Below are 15,212 nucleotides of genomic sequence, written 5' to 3'. Positions count from 1 at the left end.
TCACCCGATGATGGCGTAAACCGCGCTCGCATGGGCGACGGTCACCGAATCGACCGCCATGTCGATCTCCGCGAACGCCATCGTCCGCCCGAGCTTCGACAGCTCCGCCCGCACCAGCACGTCCTTCCCCTTCACGGCCCGCTGGAAGGTCGTGCTGAGCTGCACGGTCGTCATCGGCACGAACCCGCCCTTGGCGCCCGAGACCGCCAGCACCACCGCCGTGTCGGCCGCCGCCATCAGCGCCTGCCCGGACAGCGCGCCGCCCTCCCGCGCCAGCCGCTCCGACCACGGCAGCCGCAGCACCGCCGTCCCGTCCCCCACCTCCTCCGGAACGAGGCCGAGGTCCAGCACCCACGGCGCGAAATTGTCACGCAGGATCTCTTCGGGCTTCACCGTCATCCCGACATGATGCACGCTGAGGACATGCACGAGGAGATCTTCCTGCCCGCCACGTACGCCGCCGGGGTCCCCTACGCCGCCTTCGCGCGGCTGCGCGCCGAATCGCCGGTCGTCCGGATCCCCGAACCCGCCGTCGGCCCCTGGCCCGCCGGCCCCGGCTACTGGGCGGTGTTCCGGCACGCCGACGTCAAGCACGTCCTGCGCTCCCCGGACCTCTTCTCGTCCAACCTCGGCGCCACCCAGATCCGCGACCCCGACACGCCCGAGGACCTCGCGTTCGTCCGCGCGATGATGCTCAACCAGGACCCGCCCGACCACTCCCGCCTGCGCCGCATCGTCGCCGCCGCCTTCACCCCCCGCGCCGTCCGCGCCCTGGAGGAGACGATCGAGGCCCGCGCCCGCGCCCTCGTCGCCTCCGCCCTCGGCGAGGACACCGACTTCGTCGAACTCGCCGCCGACCTCCCCGTCTGGACGCTCGCCCACATCATGGGCGTCCCCGACGCCGACCGCCGCCTCCTCTACGACTGGGCGTCCCGCGTCATCGGCTACCAGGACGACGAGTACGCCGGCCTCTCCACCGCCGACGCGGCCACCATGACGCCCATGGCCCACAAGGCCATGCACTACCGCCCGACCACCACCACCCACCCGGACGGCCGTCCCATCAACCCGCGCTCCTACACGGCCCTCGCGGACATGTTCGCCTACGCCCACGCCCTCGCCGCCGAGAAGCGCTCCCACCCGTCCGGCGACATCATGTCCCGCATGCTGGAGGGCGGCCTCACCACCCACGAGTTCGAGAACATGTTCTTCCTCTTCGCCGTCGCCGGTAACGAGACCCTCCGCAACGGCATCCCCGGCGGCCTCCTCACCCTCCTGGAGCACCCCGCCGAACTGGCCCGCCTCCGCGCCGACCCCGCCCTCCTCCCGTCCGCCGTCGAGGAGATGCTCCGCTACTGGCCCCCGGTGATGGACTTCCGCCGCACCGCCACGACGTCCCTCACCCTCTCCGGCCAGAAGATCGACGCGGGCGACAAGGTCGTCGTCTACCACGCCTCCGCCAACCGCGACGAGACCGTCTTCCCGTCCCCCGACCGCTTCGACATCACCCGCACCCCCAACGACCACGTCAGCTTCGGCTTCGGCCCCCACTTCTGCCTGGGCGCCCACCTGGCCCGCACCCAGCTGCGCGCCCTCTTCCGCGAACTCCTCCCCCACGGCATCACCCTCACCGGCGCCCCCGTCCGCCTGGCCTCCAACTTCCAGAACGGCCTGAAGCACCTCCCCGTCCACCTGTCCCCCACCCCCTAACCCCGTCGCAAACCCCCCGCCGATCTCGGTACGCTTGCGGGACGGGTCGCTAGCTCAATTGGCAGAGCTCCGGACTTTTAATCCGTAGGTTGTGGGTTCGAGTCCCACGCGACCCACCACCCCTGACCAGGGCAAACGCAAGATCGTCCCGGTTTGCCCGCCGCCCGATTCGCCTCGTTCCGTCCCTCTGTCTGCTCGATGTTGGCTCGCGGGCACGGATCGGGCCTGGTCACCCTCGTTTTCCAGCGATGTTCCCGGCACACGCCCGTCACCGTGTACGGGGTCGGCTGAGCATCAGCCGCGAATGCAACGGAGTTGCCTCGGACCTGGGCTGACGCCGATTAGGTGCCGCACTTGAGCGCAACAGGGCAGATCTTGGAGGCCGTCGTGCAGGCCGCCGACGGAGCACTCGCAGCAACCGGACAGGCTGGACTCACGGACACCTACGCGGTCTTCGACCAGATCGCGCCCGAACCGGACCACCGGCGCGGGCTCGGCAGGGCGGTGATGTCAACGCTGCCGGTTGCGGCCGCCGCCCGAGGCGCCGACCCCCGGGGGTTGATCGGCCATCGCCCAGCCGACCACCATCTTCGAATGACAGTCGATGACGGTGGCCAGGTGGGGATGTAGGTGGGTCGGCACCACGTGGATCCGGCGGCATCCGCAGGTTTCGTGGTCGGCGTCGAATACCGCCTGGATCATCGCCCTCAGGCGCTGTCGTCGTTCCGCGGTCGCCGACATCGGCCGGCTGCGCCGGTCGTAGTACCCCGACCGCGACACCGCGGCGGGGCTTGACAGGTGAGCCACCACAACGCGGGACGGCCAATGCCAGTTGATAGTTAGACTACGGACCGGTACTCAGTTAGGCTACCTAGCATGCCACGGAACATTCCGCAGCAGTGGCTCCACGGATTTCTGGACGTGTGCCTGCTGTGCCTGCTCGCTGATCGTCGGGACTACGGGAGGGGACTGGTGGAGCGGCTCGCCGAAGTGGGCTTCGACGAGGTTCCCGGAGGGACTCTGTATCCGGCTCTCCTGCGGCTGGAAAAGCAGGGGCTCGTGCGGACGGAGAAGGAGTTCTCGCCAGCCGGCCCTCCGCGGAAGTACTACGAACTCACCGACCTCGGCCGGGCCGCCATGCAGGAGCGGCGCAGTGCCTGGATGCAGTTCCGCGCTGCGATGAGCGCCGTAGTCGAAACCCCGACCGGGACGCACGCGCCGTCAGGGAGCATGTGATGAACGACGCCTGGGGGACGCTGCTTTACCGGCATCTGAAAGACGCCGGGATCGAGGAAACCGAGGCCGGCGATCTGACCAACGACGCACTCGCCGAGGCGGCGGCCGCTGGGGTCGAGCCCGGTTCGATGTACGGGCCGGCAGTGTCCTATGCGGGCGCTCTCGCCCGGACCGTGCGGCAGGCCGCAAGGCACGCGGCACCACCGCCACGCAGGCGGGGCGCGGTCGTTCTCCGTCTGCGGAACGTGACCAAGCGCTATCGACGCCGCCAGGTCCTGCGCGGGGTGAATCTGGATCTGCACGCGGGAGAGGTCGCCGCGGTCGTCGGAGCCAACGGCTCGGGGAAATCAACGCTGCTCAACATATGCGCGGGGCTGACTCGCGCCTCGTCCGGGATGGTGCAGCGCACTGAGCGGATCGGGTACGCACCCCAGCACGACGGGGTCGCCCCCTTGCTGACCCCGTCGGAGCACTTCAGGCTCTTCGGTGCCGCCTACCGGATGAACCCCAGGGAGGCCGTCTCCGTCGGTTCGCATCTGGCCGCCCAGCTCGGATGGTCTCCTCGGAAGAACGTGATCGCCTCCCATCTCTCCGGTGGGACGCAGCAGAAACTCAACGTGGTTCTCAGCGAGTTGACCCGTCCTGAACTCATCCTGCTCGACGAGCCCTATCAGGGCTTCGACCAGGACTCCTACGTCGATTTCTGGGATCAGGTCTTCCGGTGGCGCGACGGAGGCGCCGGCGTGCTGGTCGTCACGCACATGCTCCACGACCTCGACCGTGTCGACCATGTTCTGGAACTGCAGCCGATAGGCGAGAACTGATGCTCCTGACCGTTGCCTCCATCAGCCTGCAAGAGATGATCCGCCGCCGCGTGGCCCTGCTGTTCGTCTTCGTGCTGCCGTTGGTGTTCTACTTGGCGCGCATCGACGTGCACTGGCAAGCGATCCGCTTCCTGTCCATCGGTGTGAGCTGGGCGGTCGCGACGCTGGCCCTGTTCAGCCATGTGGGAGCCCGCCGCCTCGACCAGCGCCTCAGCGTGATCGGAGCATCGCCGACCGCCTTGTTCTTCGGCAGGCAGCTGGCGCTCGGGGCCGTCGGCGTCCTCGTCGCCGGGGTCTACTTCGGGCTGGTCGCCGTGACCCAGGACGATCTGCCGCGGCTCGCCGGAGTGGCCCTGCTGCTGGTGACGACCGTGCTGATCGGCGCGCCGCTGGGCGCCCTCGTCGGCCTCGCCATCTCCCGGGAACTCGAAGGCGCCCTCGCGCTGCTCTCCATCATGGCCGTGCAGCTTCTGGTCGACCCCGCAGGGGCGGCGGCCAAGCTCCTGCCGCTGTGGTCGACCCGAGAGCTGACGGCGTACGCGATCGAGGAGCACGGGTCCGGCAGCCTGAGCAGCGGCACGAGCCATTTCGCCCTGACGATGGCGGTGTGCGTGCTCATCGCGTGGGGCGCCAGCGTCCTCCGGCTCAGGGCCGTCCGCGTCAGCCCGGTACGCGTGCAGGAATCGCCCCACGCCGCCTCCCGGGCATTCGAATCTCCAGGGAGATAGTCTCAGTCGAGAATTTCTCGCGCAGTGCCTATGGGCGGCCTGCAGTGCACGATCACCGATCGCTGCAGTGGAGGAGACATGCCCGCCCACGGCTCCGCGCGCGCCGATGCGGACCAGGCCGCTCCAGTGCCCGCGACCGTCAACTGGGCGCCGGCCTGCATCGGGGTACTGCTCGTCGGGCATGTGTTCGCCTTGCCGTACCCGCCGCAGGACCTGACGGACGTCTTCCATCTTGTATGGGGCGTTGCGTACGCCTGGCTGGCGCTGCTCCTGCGGCGGCCGCGCCGCTGGGCCAGGGCCTGGCTGACGGGCCTGCCGGCGGTCCAGTTCACCGGCAGCAGGCCCGTCGGCGACGGGGTTCTGCTCCGCACGCTCGTCGTCATCGGCCAGCTGGTGACGCTGGCGGTCTTCATCCTGCTGTGGTCGCCCTCCGCCAACCGGCACTTCGCGTCCCCTCGCGACTGATCCGGCGGGACGATCACCGGGCATTACCAGGGCCGCCCCCCTTGCACGTCCGCAGGGACCCGCAGATAACGGGCTCCCGCCCGCACCTTCCTCACCCGCCTGAACCGTCCGCGTTGGGAGCGTTGGGAGCGTTGGGAGCGGGCAGAGCTCCCAGAGCATCTGAGATCCGCCAACGTGCACTGATGATTGGCCTGGTCAGGTGGCGTTTGTCCGCAGACCTCAAGGTGGCGTTGGCCGTATCCGGCCACGACACGCCGAAGCGGGCACGCTTGGCGATGGGCGCCTCACGGTTCCTGCTGTCCCGCCCGATGACGTGCTCGAACACCGTACGCGGGCGGCGTGCGTCTCCCGGACCGCCTAGTGCCAGTGCTGCACTTGCGCGTCCAAGGGGTGGGCCAGCGCAACATCGCCCGGCTCGTCGTCACCAGGGGCAAGAAGAAGGGCCGGCTTCGCTCACCCCGCCACCGTGATGCGCATGCTGCGCGATCACGACACCAGTACTGCCGCAACGACCGCTTGATCGCCGGATACCGCAACCCCGCGATACGCCCGCCGATCCGCTACTGGTGGTTCTGCGCTTCCTCGCGAGCCGGCCCGGTGAAGCGGGCGCGGCGGTGGGCCGCGACGCGTTCGCGGGTGGCGCATCGTCGGGAGCAGTAGCGGCGTTCAGGTCCGCTGCCTTGGCTGATGAACACGTTCTGGCAGCTGGGCGATGAGCAGATCCGGCCGGGTGGCCGTTGCCGGTCCCAGACCAGGACGGTCAGGGCCATGCAGGACGAGGCGAGGAGCCACTGGCCCCAGGGAGCGTTGTCGTCGTGATCGAGGTGCGGATGCCAGGGCGTGCCGGCGTTGTGCGAGGTCAGGCGAAGCGGCCCGGTGTGTTCCCGCAGGAGGCGGTTGAGGGCGGCGGCGGCGGCGTCGACGTGCTCGGCGGCGAAGACGTCGCGCAGCAGGATGGCGGCCGCGCGCATCTCGGTGACATCGGCGGCGGTGAGCCCGCCCTGCACGGATTCGCCGTAGGTGGCGAGTACGTCGGCGACGGCCGCCGGGTCAGGGCGGTCACCGGTCAGGACGTTGATCAGGGCGGCGGCCCGCCGGGCCATGGTCAGCACGGAATGGCGGGTGGACCAGTCGCCGGTATCGGGTTCCACGACCCCAATGTAACGCATATTGATGTTTTTTGAGTTACATCCGTATCGTTGCGCCGGTGAAGCGGCGCTACTCGTTGTACTCGTACCTCGCCGGAGCGTTGGGCGCCCGTCTCGGGGACGACATGTCCGGGCCGGCGCTGATGCTGGCGGGATTCGCCTTGACCGGGTCGACCACGGCCGCGTCGTCGCTCCTCGCGGGCATCACGGTCTCCGCCGCGGTCGGGGGGCCGGTACTCGGAGCACTTCTGGACCGAGCGGGACGGCCGGGCCGCATGCTGGCCGGAGCGATCGCGCTGTACGCGGCGGGCCTGGTCCTGATCCTGCTGGGGCTCGGTCATGCCCCGTTCACGGTCATCATCGTGATCGCCGTGGTGACCGGGCTGCTGGGACCGACCCTGTCGGGTGGGTGGACCGCCCAGCTTCCCCGAGTGGTGACCGGCGACCGCCTGCCCCGGGCGAACGCGCTCGATGCCATGACCTTCAGCGCGGCAAGCCTGGTCGGCCCGGCTCTCACCGGCGTGGCCGCGGAAGCGCTGGGAGCGCCGACGGCCGTAGTGGTCTCCGCCGTGCTCATCGCTTTGGCCCTGCCCGCCGCGTGGAGAGTCCCCGCCCACCCCGCTCGGGCGCCGGACGCCCGGCCGGCCCCACTGATCAGCGACCTTGCTGCCGGAATGCGAGTCATCGCCGAGAAGCGCCTTCTGGCGCGAGCGACCCTCGTCTCGGTGGTGTGCTGCACCGCGCAGGGCATGCTGACCGCCTGCCTCCCTTTGCTCGGTGAGCGTGTCCTGGGCGGAGCGAGCCAGGGAGTGATGCTCCTGTCCTGCTCGGCGATCTCCGCCCTGGCGGCCAACGCCCTGCTGGCGCGGTTTCCGCACGCCATCGCCCCCGACACGATCCTCTGGGTCAGCGCGCTGGTCCAGGCTGCCGCGTTGGCCTTGGCCGCCGTGGGGGGACCAGCCGCGCTGATCGTGGCCCTCGTCGTCGCCGGGATCGGCCAGGGCCCCCAGTTGGTCGCCTTGTTCGCGGTCCGTCACCGGGAGGCCCCGGAGCACCTGCGCGGCCAGATCTTCACCACCGGCGCCAGCTTGAAGATCACCGGATTCGCTGTGGGAGCCGCGATCGCCGGACCGGTCGCGACCTGGTCCCTCCCCGGCGCCCTGACACTCGCAGCAGTCCTTGCGGTCGCGGCAGTCCTGGCAGCTCTCGCCATTCCCCTCGGGGACGTCGATGCCTGGAGCGAGAGGCCGGCGGACGTGTTCGACGCTGAGGACGATCTCGCCCGGTGAGGTATCCGCCCCACGGTCATATTGGAGCCCCACACGTTCGGCGCGGCCGGGCCGTCCATCGTGCGCTCGTGGATGAGGTATGCGACCTGTCGGAGCTGGTTGATCAAGGACGGTGGAAGGTGACCTCGGGAAGCGCGGGTGTCCGCTGGTCGAGCGGTGTCTGGGACTCGTGCTTGAGGTGCTGGTCGAAGAAGGCGGCGATCACGATCCGGGTGATCTGTTGCGCGCGTTGCGCGCGCAGGGCGTTGCCGGGCCTGCGCAGCAACTGTTCCAGCACCGGGAGATCGGTGAAGGTGTTGTGGTCGGCGCCGGTCACCGTCAGCCAGCGTTTCCAACCGTGCAGCCGTGCCCAGTCACGGTCCCAGGTGTGGTCCTTGCCCGGGGCGTGGTCGGACTGGGAGCCGAGCAGGAGAAAGGGCCGGTCCAAGCCGCTGGTGGGGAGCGGGGCGCGGAAGGTGCCGTCCATGTTCGCGCCGGCGCGGATCCGGTCGTCCGCGGTCATCGCCGCTGCGGCCGCGGCTCCGCCGAGGGAGTGTCCGGCCATACCGATCCGGGCTGGGTCGATCATGCGGGCATGGCGCCAGGCCGGGCGGGGGCCGGTGAGCCGGTCGAGGACGAACCTCACGTCGGTGACCCGGTTGCGGATCACGGTGGCCAGCCCGCCGCTGGGCGGTCGGTCGCAGATGGCGGCGCAGCCGAGGGTGCGGCCATCGGGGAAGGCGGTGCCTGCGGATTCATAGGTGTGATCCATCAGCGCGACGACGTATCCGCGACTGGCCAGGTCTTCGCTGAGGCCGGTCAGGGTGGTGCGCGGGAGTGTGAATCCAGGCGATAGCAGCACCATCGGGTACCGGCCGGACACCGGCTCGGCGTCAGATCGTGCGTGGATGCCCAGGCGGGCGATGGTGCCCGCTGCGCCGACGGCTTGGGGAGCCTTGCGCTGCAGGAGCAGCCGGGCTTCCCGGACGGTCATGTACGAGGCCGCCGAGCCGCCGGTTCCGGGTTTGGCGGGGTAGTACATCGTCACCATCAGCTCTCGTGCCCCAGCCGTCGGTGTCCAAGGGTCCCGGCGCGCCTTGTCGACAAGGTGCAGGGTGGTGCGTCCGACCGCGGAGCTTCCGGTCGGGCGGGGCAGCGTCGCCGTGGCTCCCGCGGCGGTGGCTGAGGGGGAGCCGGGTTCCGATCTCGACGTGGGCGGGTTCGTGCATGCTCCGGCCGTCGATGCCAGGCACGCGGTCAGGACCATGACGATCAGTCGTCGCGGAGTCCCGGTGTTCCGTCGGTTCATGGGATGCCTTCTGAAGGTTCGGGCAGTTCACAGGTCGCGTCGCTGGACGGCGAGCACGGCGAGGACGGCCGTGGCCAGCGGCCAGAGGGCGAACACCGTCCACGCGGCGGCCGTCGTGGGCAGCCCGGGAAGGTCTCGCGGGTCGCGCATGGCCAGGCAGGTCCGCCAGACGTAGTTGGGGAACATCGCGTACAGGTCGTTGACCCACTGGTGGACGGTCGGCTTGAAGAACGTCGGCACGACGACCAAGACCGCGCTGCAGGTGACAACACTGGCGGCGGTGTGCCGCAGCAACGCCCCCAGGCCCAGGCCTGCCAGCGCCGAGATCGGCGCCAGCAGCGCGTTGGCGACCAGGACGTGTGCCCCACCGGGGTCGCCGAGGGTGAGGCCGATGCCGCGGCCGGACAGGATCGCCTGGCTTACGGCGAAGGTGGCAAGCGACACGACCGCCCCGACTCCGAGCATCACGACCGCCAGGACGGTCACCTTGGCGGTCATCACCAGATGCCGGGCCGGGACGGCCGTGAAGGTGGTGCGGACGGAGCCGGTGGCGTACTCGCCGACGATGGCCAGCGCGCCCACGCAGCCCGCGCCGATCATCAGCAGGGCCGCGGTGACGCCGCTGAACGCCTCGGTCATCGGGTCGAAGTGCGCCTTCTCCGCCGGCCGGAAGCTCGGCCAGTCCTGGTAGGTGCCCAGGCTCTTCTGCACGGCGATCCCGACGAACAGCAGCGTTCCGAGTCCCAGCACGTAGCGGGTCGAACGCAGCGTCCACAGCTTGATCCACTCCGCGGCGAACAGGTCGCGGAACCGGACCCCGGGGTCGGCCGCCGAGTTACGTAGGACGCGCGCGGCCCGCACGGCGTCCGGGGTCTGCGAGGTCCGGGCGGTCATCGGTGGTCTCCTGCCAGGTAGTCGGCGCGGTCGGCGGTGAGCTGTATGAACGCCTCTTCCAGGGACGCGGTGCGCGAGACGAGTTCGTGCAGCACGATCCCGTTCTGGAACGCCAGGTCACCGATCCGGGCGGCGGGCAGGCCGGTCACCGTCAGCGTCTGGTCGCCGCCGGGCTGCGCGCCCGCGCCGGCGGCGGTCAGCACGGCCGCCAGCCGCGAGATGTCGGGGGTGCGCACGGTGACGTGGGCGGCGGTGCCCCGCGCGGCGAAGTCCGCGACCGTCTCCTCGGCGATCAACTCCCCTTGGCCGACGACGACCAGCCGGTCGGCGGTGTTCTGCATCTCGCTCATCAGGTGGCTGGAGACCAGCACCGTGCGGCCCTCGGCGGCCAGGGAGCGGAACAGGCCGCGCACCCACCGCACGCCCTCGGGGTCCAGCCCGTTGACCGGCTCGTCGAACATCAGCACCGGCGGGTCCCCGAGCAGGGCGGCGGCGATCCCGAGCCGTTGCCGCATGCCGAGGGAGAACCCGCCGACGCGGCGGCGGGCCGCCTGAGCCAGCCCCACCTCCTCGAGCACTTGACGTACTCGGCGGGCGGGCAGGCCGTTGCCGCGTGCCAGCGCCGACAGGTGCGCGGCGGCGCTGCGGCCGGGATGGACGTCACCCGCGTCCAGCAGCGCACCGACGTGGTGCAGCCCGGCGCGGCGCTGCCCGAACGGGCGCCCCTGGACGGTGGCGGTTCCGGCCGTGGGCCGGTTCAGGCCCAAGATCATGCGCATCGTGGTGCTCTTGCCCGCCCCGTTGGGGCCCAGGAATCCGGTGACCTGACCGGGCGGCACCGTGAAGGACAGGTCGTTGACCGCCAGGACGTCCCCGTAGCGTTTGGTCAATCCGTTGACTTCGATCACCCGGCCCACGCTGCCCGAGCACCGGAGTGCGCCACATCGGCCTGGTGGCGGGAATCGCCGGCGCCGGAATCTGCCTGGGGGAATACGCCTGCGGGCATAGGCCTCAAGGCTGACGCGCGGTGCCCGCTCCGGCTTCTACGATCACGCTTGTGGATCAGACTGCGCCCACTGTCTTCCCCCCGCTTCCGAAACGCCTGCCCCGCCTCGCCCGGGCAGCCCTGGCCGGGTGCGGCGTGGCCACTCTGGCACTGGCGCTGTGCGCCACGCTCACCAGCGGTAACGGGCATGGCACTACTGGGGAGCGATGGGGCGGGCTCGTGGTTCCGATGGCCGTGGCCATGGCATCGCCTGTCGCGTGGGCGCGCCACCGGCCGTGGCCGGTCTTGGCGGTGCTGCTGGCCGAGATGACCATCGCCGCAGCGGCGCTGAGGTCGGGGCTGGAACAGCTCTGGCCGCTCCTGCTGGTGGCGAGCCTGCTGGTCGCGCTCATAGCCGCCACCCGCGCACCCCGGGCGGGAGTCGCCGCGGCGGCCCTCACCCTCACCGTCCAGCAGATCACCTGGCAGGCGAGCCTGTTCGCCGAGAGCGGCTGGAGGCGCGTGCTGGCCCCGGGGTTCCTCGGGCTGACGGTGCTGCTGGCGTTGAGCGTCCTGGCGGCCTGGCTGGCCGGGACGCTGATCCGCCAGCGCCGCGAGTACGAGCAGGCCCTGCACGGGCACGCCACCGCCGAGGCGGTGAGCGCCGAACGCCTGCGCATCGCCCGCGACCTGCACGACATGATCGCCCACAGCATCGGCGTGATCGCGATCCAGGCCGGCGCGGGCAGCCGGGTCATCGACACCGCGCCCGAGCAGACCCGGGACGCGCTGGGCGCCATCGAGGACACCAGCCGCCGGACACTGTCGGAACTGCGGCGCATGCTCGGCATCCTCCGCCAGGCCGAACCGGACCCGGCAACACCCTCGGACACAGAACCGCTCGCCGGACTGGCCGCCCTTGATCGGCTGGTCGCGTCCACGGCCGACGCCGGTGTCCAGATGCAGGTGCGCAGGCGCGGAACCCCGGCCCCGCTGCCACCGACCATCGACCACGCCGCGTTCCGGATCGTCCAGGAATCGGTGACCAACGTGGTCCGCCACGTCGGCACCCCACGCTGCCAGGTGACGATCGAGCACCGGCCCGGCGAACTACTCGTCCAGATCACCGACGACGGCCCGGGCGGCGCGTCCGCCACCGGACCCGGTTACGGCATCTCCGGCATGCGTGAACGCGTCGCGCTGCTGAACGGGCACCTCACCGCCGGCCCCCGCCCCGACGGCGGCTTCGCCGTCAGCGCGCGGATCCCGATCCCCGCCACCGCCCCTGGCCCATCCCACCCGCCCCAGTCGATCAGGGCGCGATGACGATCCGCGTCGTCCTCGCCGACGACCAGGAACTCATCCGCGCCGGGCTGCGCATGGTCATCGACGCGGCCCCGGACCTCCACGTCGCCGGCGAGGCCGAAACCGGGACCCAGGCGGTCCGGCAGGTCCGCCGCCTGCGTCCCGAGGTGGTCGTCATGGACATCCGGATGCCCGGCATGGACGGCATCGAGGCCACCCAGATGATCGCCGCCGAGGCGACGGCCCGCGTCGTCATGCTCACCACCTACGACGACGACGCCAACGTCTACGCCTCGCTCCGCGCCGGAGCCAGCGGCTTCCTGGTCAAGGACATGGCCCTGGACGACATGATCAGCGCCATTCGGGTCGTCGCCGCCGGGGACGCGCTGATCGCCCCCGGCGTCACGCGCCGGCTCATCGCCGAGTTCGCCCGCCGCCCCGAGCCCGCTCCGGCACCCGCGAGCCTTCCGGGCGTCACCGATCGCGAACGCCAGGTCCTCACCCTGGTCGGACGCGGCCTGTCCAACGCCGAACTGGCCGCCGAACTCCACATCAGCCCGGGCACCGCCAAAACCCACGTCGCCAACCTGCTCACCAAGCTCGGCGCCCGTGACCGCGTCCAACTCGTCATCCTCGCCTACGAACACCGACTCATCACACCGTCCCACTGACCGACATCCCGACCATCACAATCCCAGTTCAGCCAGCCCCGGCCCCGGACCCCGGACCCCGAGCAGGAAATCCTGGGCGTGCCGGCTGTCGAGATCGAGCCGACCGCCCGGCCGTACTCGGCGAACGCCTGCCCCAGCGGCGCCGGATGGCCGTTCTGCCTAGGATTGCCCGGCATGGACAAGATCATTGACTTCGGTCTGTTCGCTGAGCGGCTGGCCGGGGCGGCGGATCGGGGACGCTGGGTCCTGCTCCGCGAGGTTCAGCGCGAGCTGGGGTACGAGGAACCCGGCGGGGAGCCCCTGATCACCAGGCAGGGCGAGGCTCCCGGCTTCGAGCCGGGAGACGATGTGCCGGCCGCGCTGGTCGAGTGGTGGGATTGGCACGGCAACTCCTTCGCCTACCGGCCGCGGCTCTACTGGACGCATCCGCACTGGCCGCCCTCGGCCCCGGAGGCGTTCGAGCAGCCGTCCGATGACGAGATCCGCGTGATCATGTCCGAGTACCAGTACGTCCACCAGTGGGGCTACTTCGTCTCCGAGGCGGAGCAATGGCCCGACCCGCCGGTGTGGGTCAACACCTCCGACGGCTGGGTCGTGCAGAGCGATTCGATCTCGGAGTTCTTCCTTCAGCTCGCGGCGGAGCGGCTTCCGGCGCACTTCTGGTGGACCATGCGCGTCGAACGCGAACACGTCGATGACGCCATGGTCGACAGGCTCCGCGCCAACTACCGGGAGATGGGGCTGCCTCCCTGGCAGGAGATGGCCACCGACGCCCTCTCCTACGGCGGCCCTGACGTCATCATCCGCCACGGGAGAGGACCCGGGGCGGACTACGCGCTCGTGGTGCACGCACGGACCCGCGACGGCCTCCTCCAGGCGCTCGGCACCCTGGGCGTGGAGTGGACCGACAAGGACATCCAGTCTCCGGGGGAGACACCCACCCCGGTCGAGGACCTGCCTGCGTTCGTCCCCGCCGCCGATCCCCGCTGGGAGGTCGGATCGACCTCGGCCGCTCTCGCGATTCCCACCATCCCGCAGGTCAGCGGCCCGGAGGCGCTGGCGAACCACACCGCGTCGGCCGCCGACCGCGACGCGACGGTCGTGGTGGCCGGAGACGCCGGCGGTGACGTGCACTTCTGGACGGTCGACGGTTCCCGCTCCGGCTCCCGGCACCTGCACCACGCCCCGGTCACCGCCGTCACCGCCCACCGGTCCGGCACCGGCGTGCTCCTGTGGAGTGGAGACGCCGACGGCGTGCTCCGGTACTGGACCGGAAGCGACGTCGTGGCGCGCGTCCCCTTCGCGCGCCGCCGTACCCCGGTCACCGCGCTCGCTTCGGCCGTGTTGGAGACCGGCCCGGCCGTCGCCGCGGCCTGGCGCGAGGGGCTCGTCACGATCTGGGACGTGCACACCGAAGCTCGCGCCGACCTGCGCCTGGGAACCGGCATCGAATCGCTCGCCCTGCGCGCCGACGCAGCCCTCCACGTCACCACCGAACACGGCACCACCGAGCTTCGCCTCGATGTGAACGCCCTGTGGCCCGACCGGGACTTCTTCCGGCGCGTGCACGAGGTCGAGTGGGACGGCCTCCGGACCAACCACGGTCCGGGATACGAGGTCCCCGACCTCCTCACCACCTTGACGACCGGCGATGAGGAGGCTGCGCAGAAGGCCGTCAAACGCCTCTACGAACTGCTGGTGTCAAAGCACGCCGAGAACACCGCGGCCGCCGCCGCGGTGCCCTTCCTGGCGGAACGCATGCTGGTGCCGACCAACCGGGCCCACAACACGCTGCTCCTGCTCATCGCCGACATCGCCAACGGCCCCGGGGCCGAGCGGGACGCGGTGATCGCCGCCCTGCCCTCGCTGCGGCACTTCACCGACGAGGAACATCCTGGCAACATCCGCTGGGCCGCCAACGAGCTCGTCACGATCTGCGGTTCCTGAGCGGGCAGCCCGCGCCCCATCGCCGAGGCTCTGATGTACCGCCGGCGCTTCAATCCCGGACGCAGCCGCCATCCGGGCGCCGCAAACGCTGTGGCCGCTGATCTGCTCCCTCCAAGAGGCGCCGCGGCGCTGGGCGCCGGCCGGTACCGGTGGCTCGTCACGATCGCGGGCCGCGTGGCGTGGACGCCTGCGCCCCCGGCCGACCGGGAAGTCAGCGACGGTGGCGTCGTTGATAGGAAAGGGTGACCGCGGCCAGAAGCGGAGCCCATGCGACCAGCGGCAGGTACAGGAAGCCCACCAGGGTGTGCCCGAGGCCGGTCATATCGTCGTGAGGCATCGCCCACCAGAACAGGAAAGGCGTCCACAGCACGGTCAGGATCCCGACCCCCAGCCAGGCGGGCATGATCACCGCACGCGGTGGAATGGTTTTGCCGCCAATGAACGGAAGCCGGCGCGGCACCACTTCTCCCCAGCTTTGCACCAGGCCGAGAGTGAGCATGGCGGCAGCCTCGGCCAGCACACTGAGGCCGATCAGGTATATCGGTCCCCACATCGTGGGGCCGACCAGGTCGCGAAGGCCCTGGTCGGTGTAGCCCAGCGGGAATCCCAGCGCCAGACCAGTCCGCCACAGTCCCGACGGCAACGCGACCAAGGCGGCTATGTGCGCTGCTCGGCGCGCCCAGCGAGGCGCCGGGGCGACCCCGGAGGCAGAGAGACCAGGT

The 15,212-nt window shown here is 70.6% G+C and carries 16 protein-coding genes and 1 tRNA gene; 10 read left to right on the top strand and 7 right to left on the bottom strand.

What is annotated here, in order from left to right:
• A complete protein-coding gene (locus tag HUT06_RS05545) occupies positions 1-399 on the bottom strand; it encodes a PaaI family thioesterase (RefSeq protein WP_176194714.1) in 399 nt (132 codons plus the stop codon).
• A 6-nt stretch (positions 400-405) separates the two neighbouring features.
• On the opposite strand from HUT06_RS05545, the gene HUT06_RS05540 reads away from it, so the two are divergent.
• Positions 406-1,710, top strand: a complete 1,305-nt coding sequence (locus HUT06_RS05540) for a cytochrome P450 (protein WP_254714999.1) — start codon at positions 406-408, stop codon at positions 1,708-1,710.
• A gap of 43 nt (positions 1,711-1,753) precedes the next feature.
• Positions 1,754-1,829: transfer RNA gene (locus tag HUT06_RS05535), tRNA-Lys, on the top strand.
• A 391-nt stretch (positions 1,830-2,220) separates the two neighbouring features.
• Here HUT06_RS05535 and HUT06_RS05530 read toward each other — a convergent pair.
• Positions 2,221-2,412 carry a hypothetical protein gene (locus HUT06_RS05530; protein ID WP_217711218.1) on the bottom strand — a complete coding sequence of 64 codons (192 nt, stop codon included), beginning with the start codon at positions 2,410-2,412 and terminating at the stop codon, positions 2,221-2,223.
• Between the two features lie 174 nt (positions 2,413-2,586).
• Here HUT06_RS05530 and HUT06_RS05525 point away from each other — a divergent pair, with 174 nt between their 5' ends.
• From HUT06_RS05525 to HUT06_RS05510, 4 genes are all read left to right on the top strand, one after another.
• Complete coding sequence (locus tag HUT06_RS05525) at positions 2,587-2,946, top strand: PadR family transcriptional regulator (protein WP_176194712.1); 360 nt, start codon at positions 2,587-2,589, stop codon at positions 2,944-2,946.
• Entirely contained in the window at positions 2,946-3,770 is an 825-nt protein-coding gene (locus HUT06_RS05520) for an ATP-binding cassette domain-containing protein (protein WP_176194711.1), read from the top strand. The genes HUT06_RS05525 and HUT06_RS05520 overlap by 1 nt, the downstream gene beginning before the upstream one ends.
• Positions 3,770-4,498, top strand: a complete 729-nt coding sequence (locus tag HUT06_RS05515) for an ABC transporter permease (protein WP_176194710.1) — start codon at positions 3,770-3,772, stop codon at positions 4,496-4,498. The genes HUT06_RS05520 and HUT06_RS05515 overlap by 1 nt, the downstream gene beginning before the upstream one ends.
• A gap of 78 nt (positions 4,499-4,576) precedes the next feature.
• Positions 4,577-4,963 (top strand): hypothetical protein, encoded by a 387-nt coding sequence (locus HUT06_RS05510; RefSeq protein WP_176194709.1) that lies wholly within the window; start codon positions 4,577-4,579, stop codon positions 4,961-4,963.
• A gap of 560 nt (positions 4,964-5,523) precedes the next feature.
• Here HUT06_RS05510 and HUT06_RS05505 read toward each other — a convergent pair.
• Positions 5,524-6,114: a CGNR zinc finger domain-containing protein gene (locus HUT06_RS05505; protein ID WP_254714998.1), complete on the bottom strand. Its 591-nt coding sequence runs from the start codon at positions 6,112-6,114 to the stop codon at positions 5,524-5,526.
• A 56-nt stretch (positions 6,115-6,170) separates the two neighbouring features.
• Here HUT06_RS05505 and HUT06_RS05500 point away from each other — a divergent pair, with 56 nt between their 5' ends.
• Positions 6,171-7,400 carry an MFS transporter gene (locus tag HUT06_RS05500; protein ID WP_176194707.1) on the top strand — a complete coding sequence of 410 codons (1,230 nt, stop codon included), beginning with the start codon at positions 6,171-6,173 and terminating at the stop codon, positions 7,398-7,400.
• Between the two features lie 103 nt (positions 7,401-7,503).
• On the opposite strand, the gene HUT06_RS05495 is transcribed toward HUT06_RS05500, so the two are convergent.
• From HUT06_RS05495 to HUT06_RS05485, 3 genes are all read right to left on the bottom strand, one after another.
• Complete coding sequence (locus tag HUT06_RS05495) at positions 7,504-8,430, bottom strand: alpha/beta hydrolase (RefSeq protein ID WP_254714997.1); 927 nt, start codon at positions 8,428-8,430, stop codon at positions 7,504-7,506.
• 285 nt (positions 8,431-8,715) lie between these two features.
• Positions 8,716-9,582: an ABC transporter permease subunit gene (locus tag HUT06_RS05490; RefSeq protein ID WP_176194706.1), complete on the bottom strand. Its 867-nt coding sequence runs from the start codon at positions 9,580-9,582 to the stop codon at positions 8,716-8,718.
• Entirely contained in the window at positions 9,579-10,490 is a 912-nt protein-coding gene (locus HUT06_RS05485; RefSeq protein ID WP_176194705.1) for an ATP-binding cassette domain-containing protein, read from the bottom strand. Before HUT06_RS05485 ends, HUT06_RS05490 begins: the two co-directional genes overlap by 4 nt.
• Before the next feature lie 338 nt (positions 10,491-10,828).
• Between HUT06_RS05485 and HUT06_RS05480 the strand changes: the two genes are divergently transcribed.
• The 3 genes from HUT06_RS05480 (at position 10,829) to HUT06_RS05470 (ending at position 14,490) form a co-directional block, all read left to right on the top strand.
• Positions 10,829-11,893 (top strand): sensor histidine kinase, encoded by a 1,065-nt coding sequence (locus HUT06_RS05480; RefSeq protein WP_176194704.1) that lies wholly within the window; start codon positions 10,829-10,831, stop codon positions 11,891-11,893.
• Entirely contained in the window at positions 11,890-12,543 is a 654-nt protein-coding gene (locus HUT06_RS05475; RefSeq protein ID WP_176194703.1) for a response regulator transcription factor, read from the top strand. Before HUT06_RS05480 ends, HUT06_RS05475 begins: the two co-directional genes overlap by 4 nt.
• A 174-nt stretch (positions 12,544-12,717) precedes the next feature.
• Positions 12,718-14,490 carry a hypothetical protein gene (locus tag HUT06_RS05470; protein WP_176194702.1) on the top strand — a complete coding sequence of 591 codons (1,773 nt, stop codon included), beginning with the start codon at positions 12,718-12,720 and terminating at the stop codon, positions 14,488-14,490.
• A 211-nt stretch (positions 14,491-14,701) separates the two neighbouring features.
• On the opposite strand, the gene HUT06_RS05465 is transcribed toward HUT06_RS05470, so the two are convergent.
• Positions 14,702-15,142 carry a hypothetical protein gene (locus HUT06_RS05465; RefSeq protein ID WP_254714996.1) on the bottom strand — a complete coding sequence of 147 codons (441 nt, stop codon included), beginning with the start codon at positions 15,140-15,142 and terminating at the stop codon, positions 14,702-14,704.
• Positions 15,143-15,212 lie beyond the last annotated feature (70 nt).

This window comes from Actinomadura sp. NAK00032 (assembly GCF_013364275.1).
In the GTDB taxonomy this organism is placed as follows: Bacteria; Actinomycetota; Actinomycetes; order Streptosporangiales; family Streptosporangiaceae; genus Spirillospora.
This window is presented reverse-complemented; position numbering and strand designations above follow the sequence as displayed.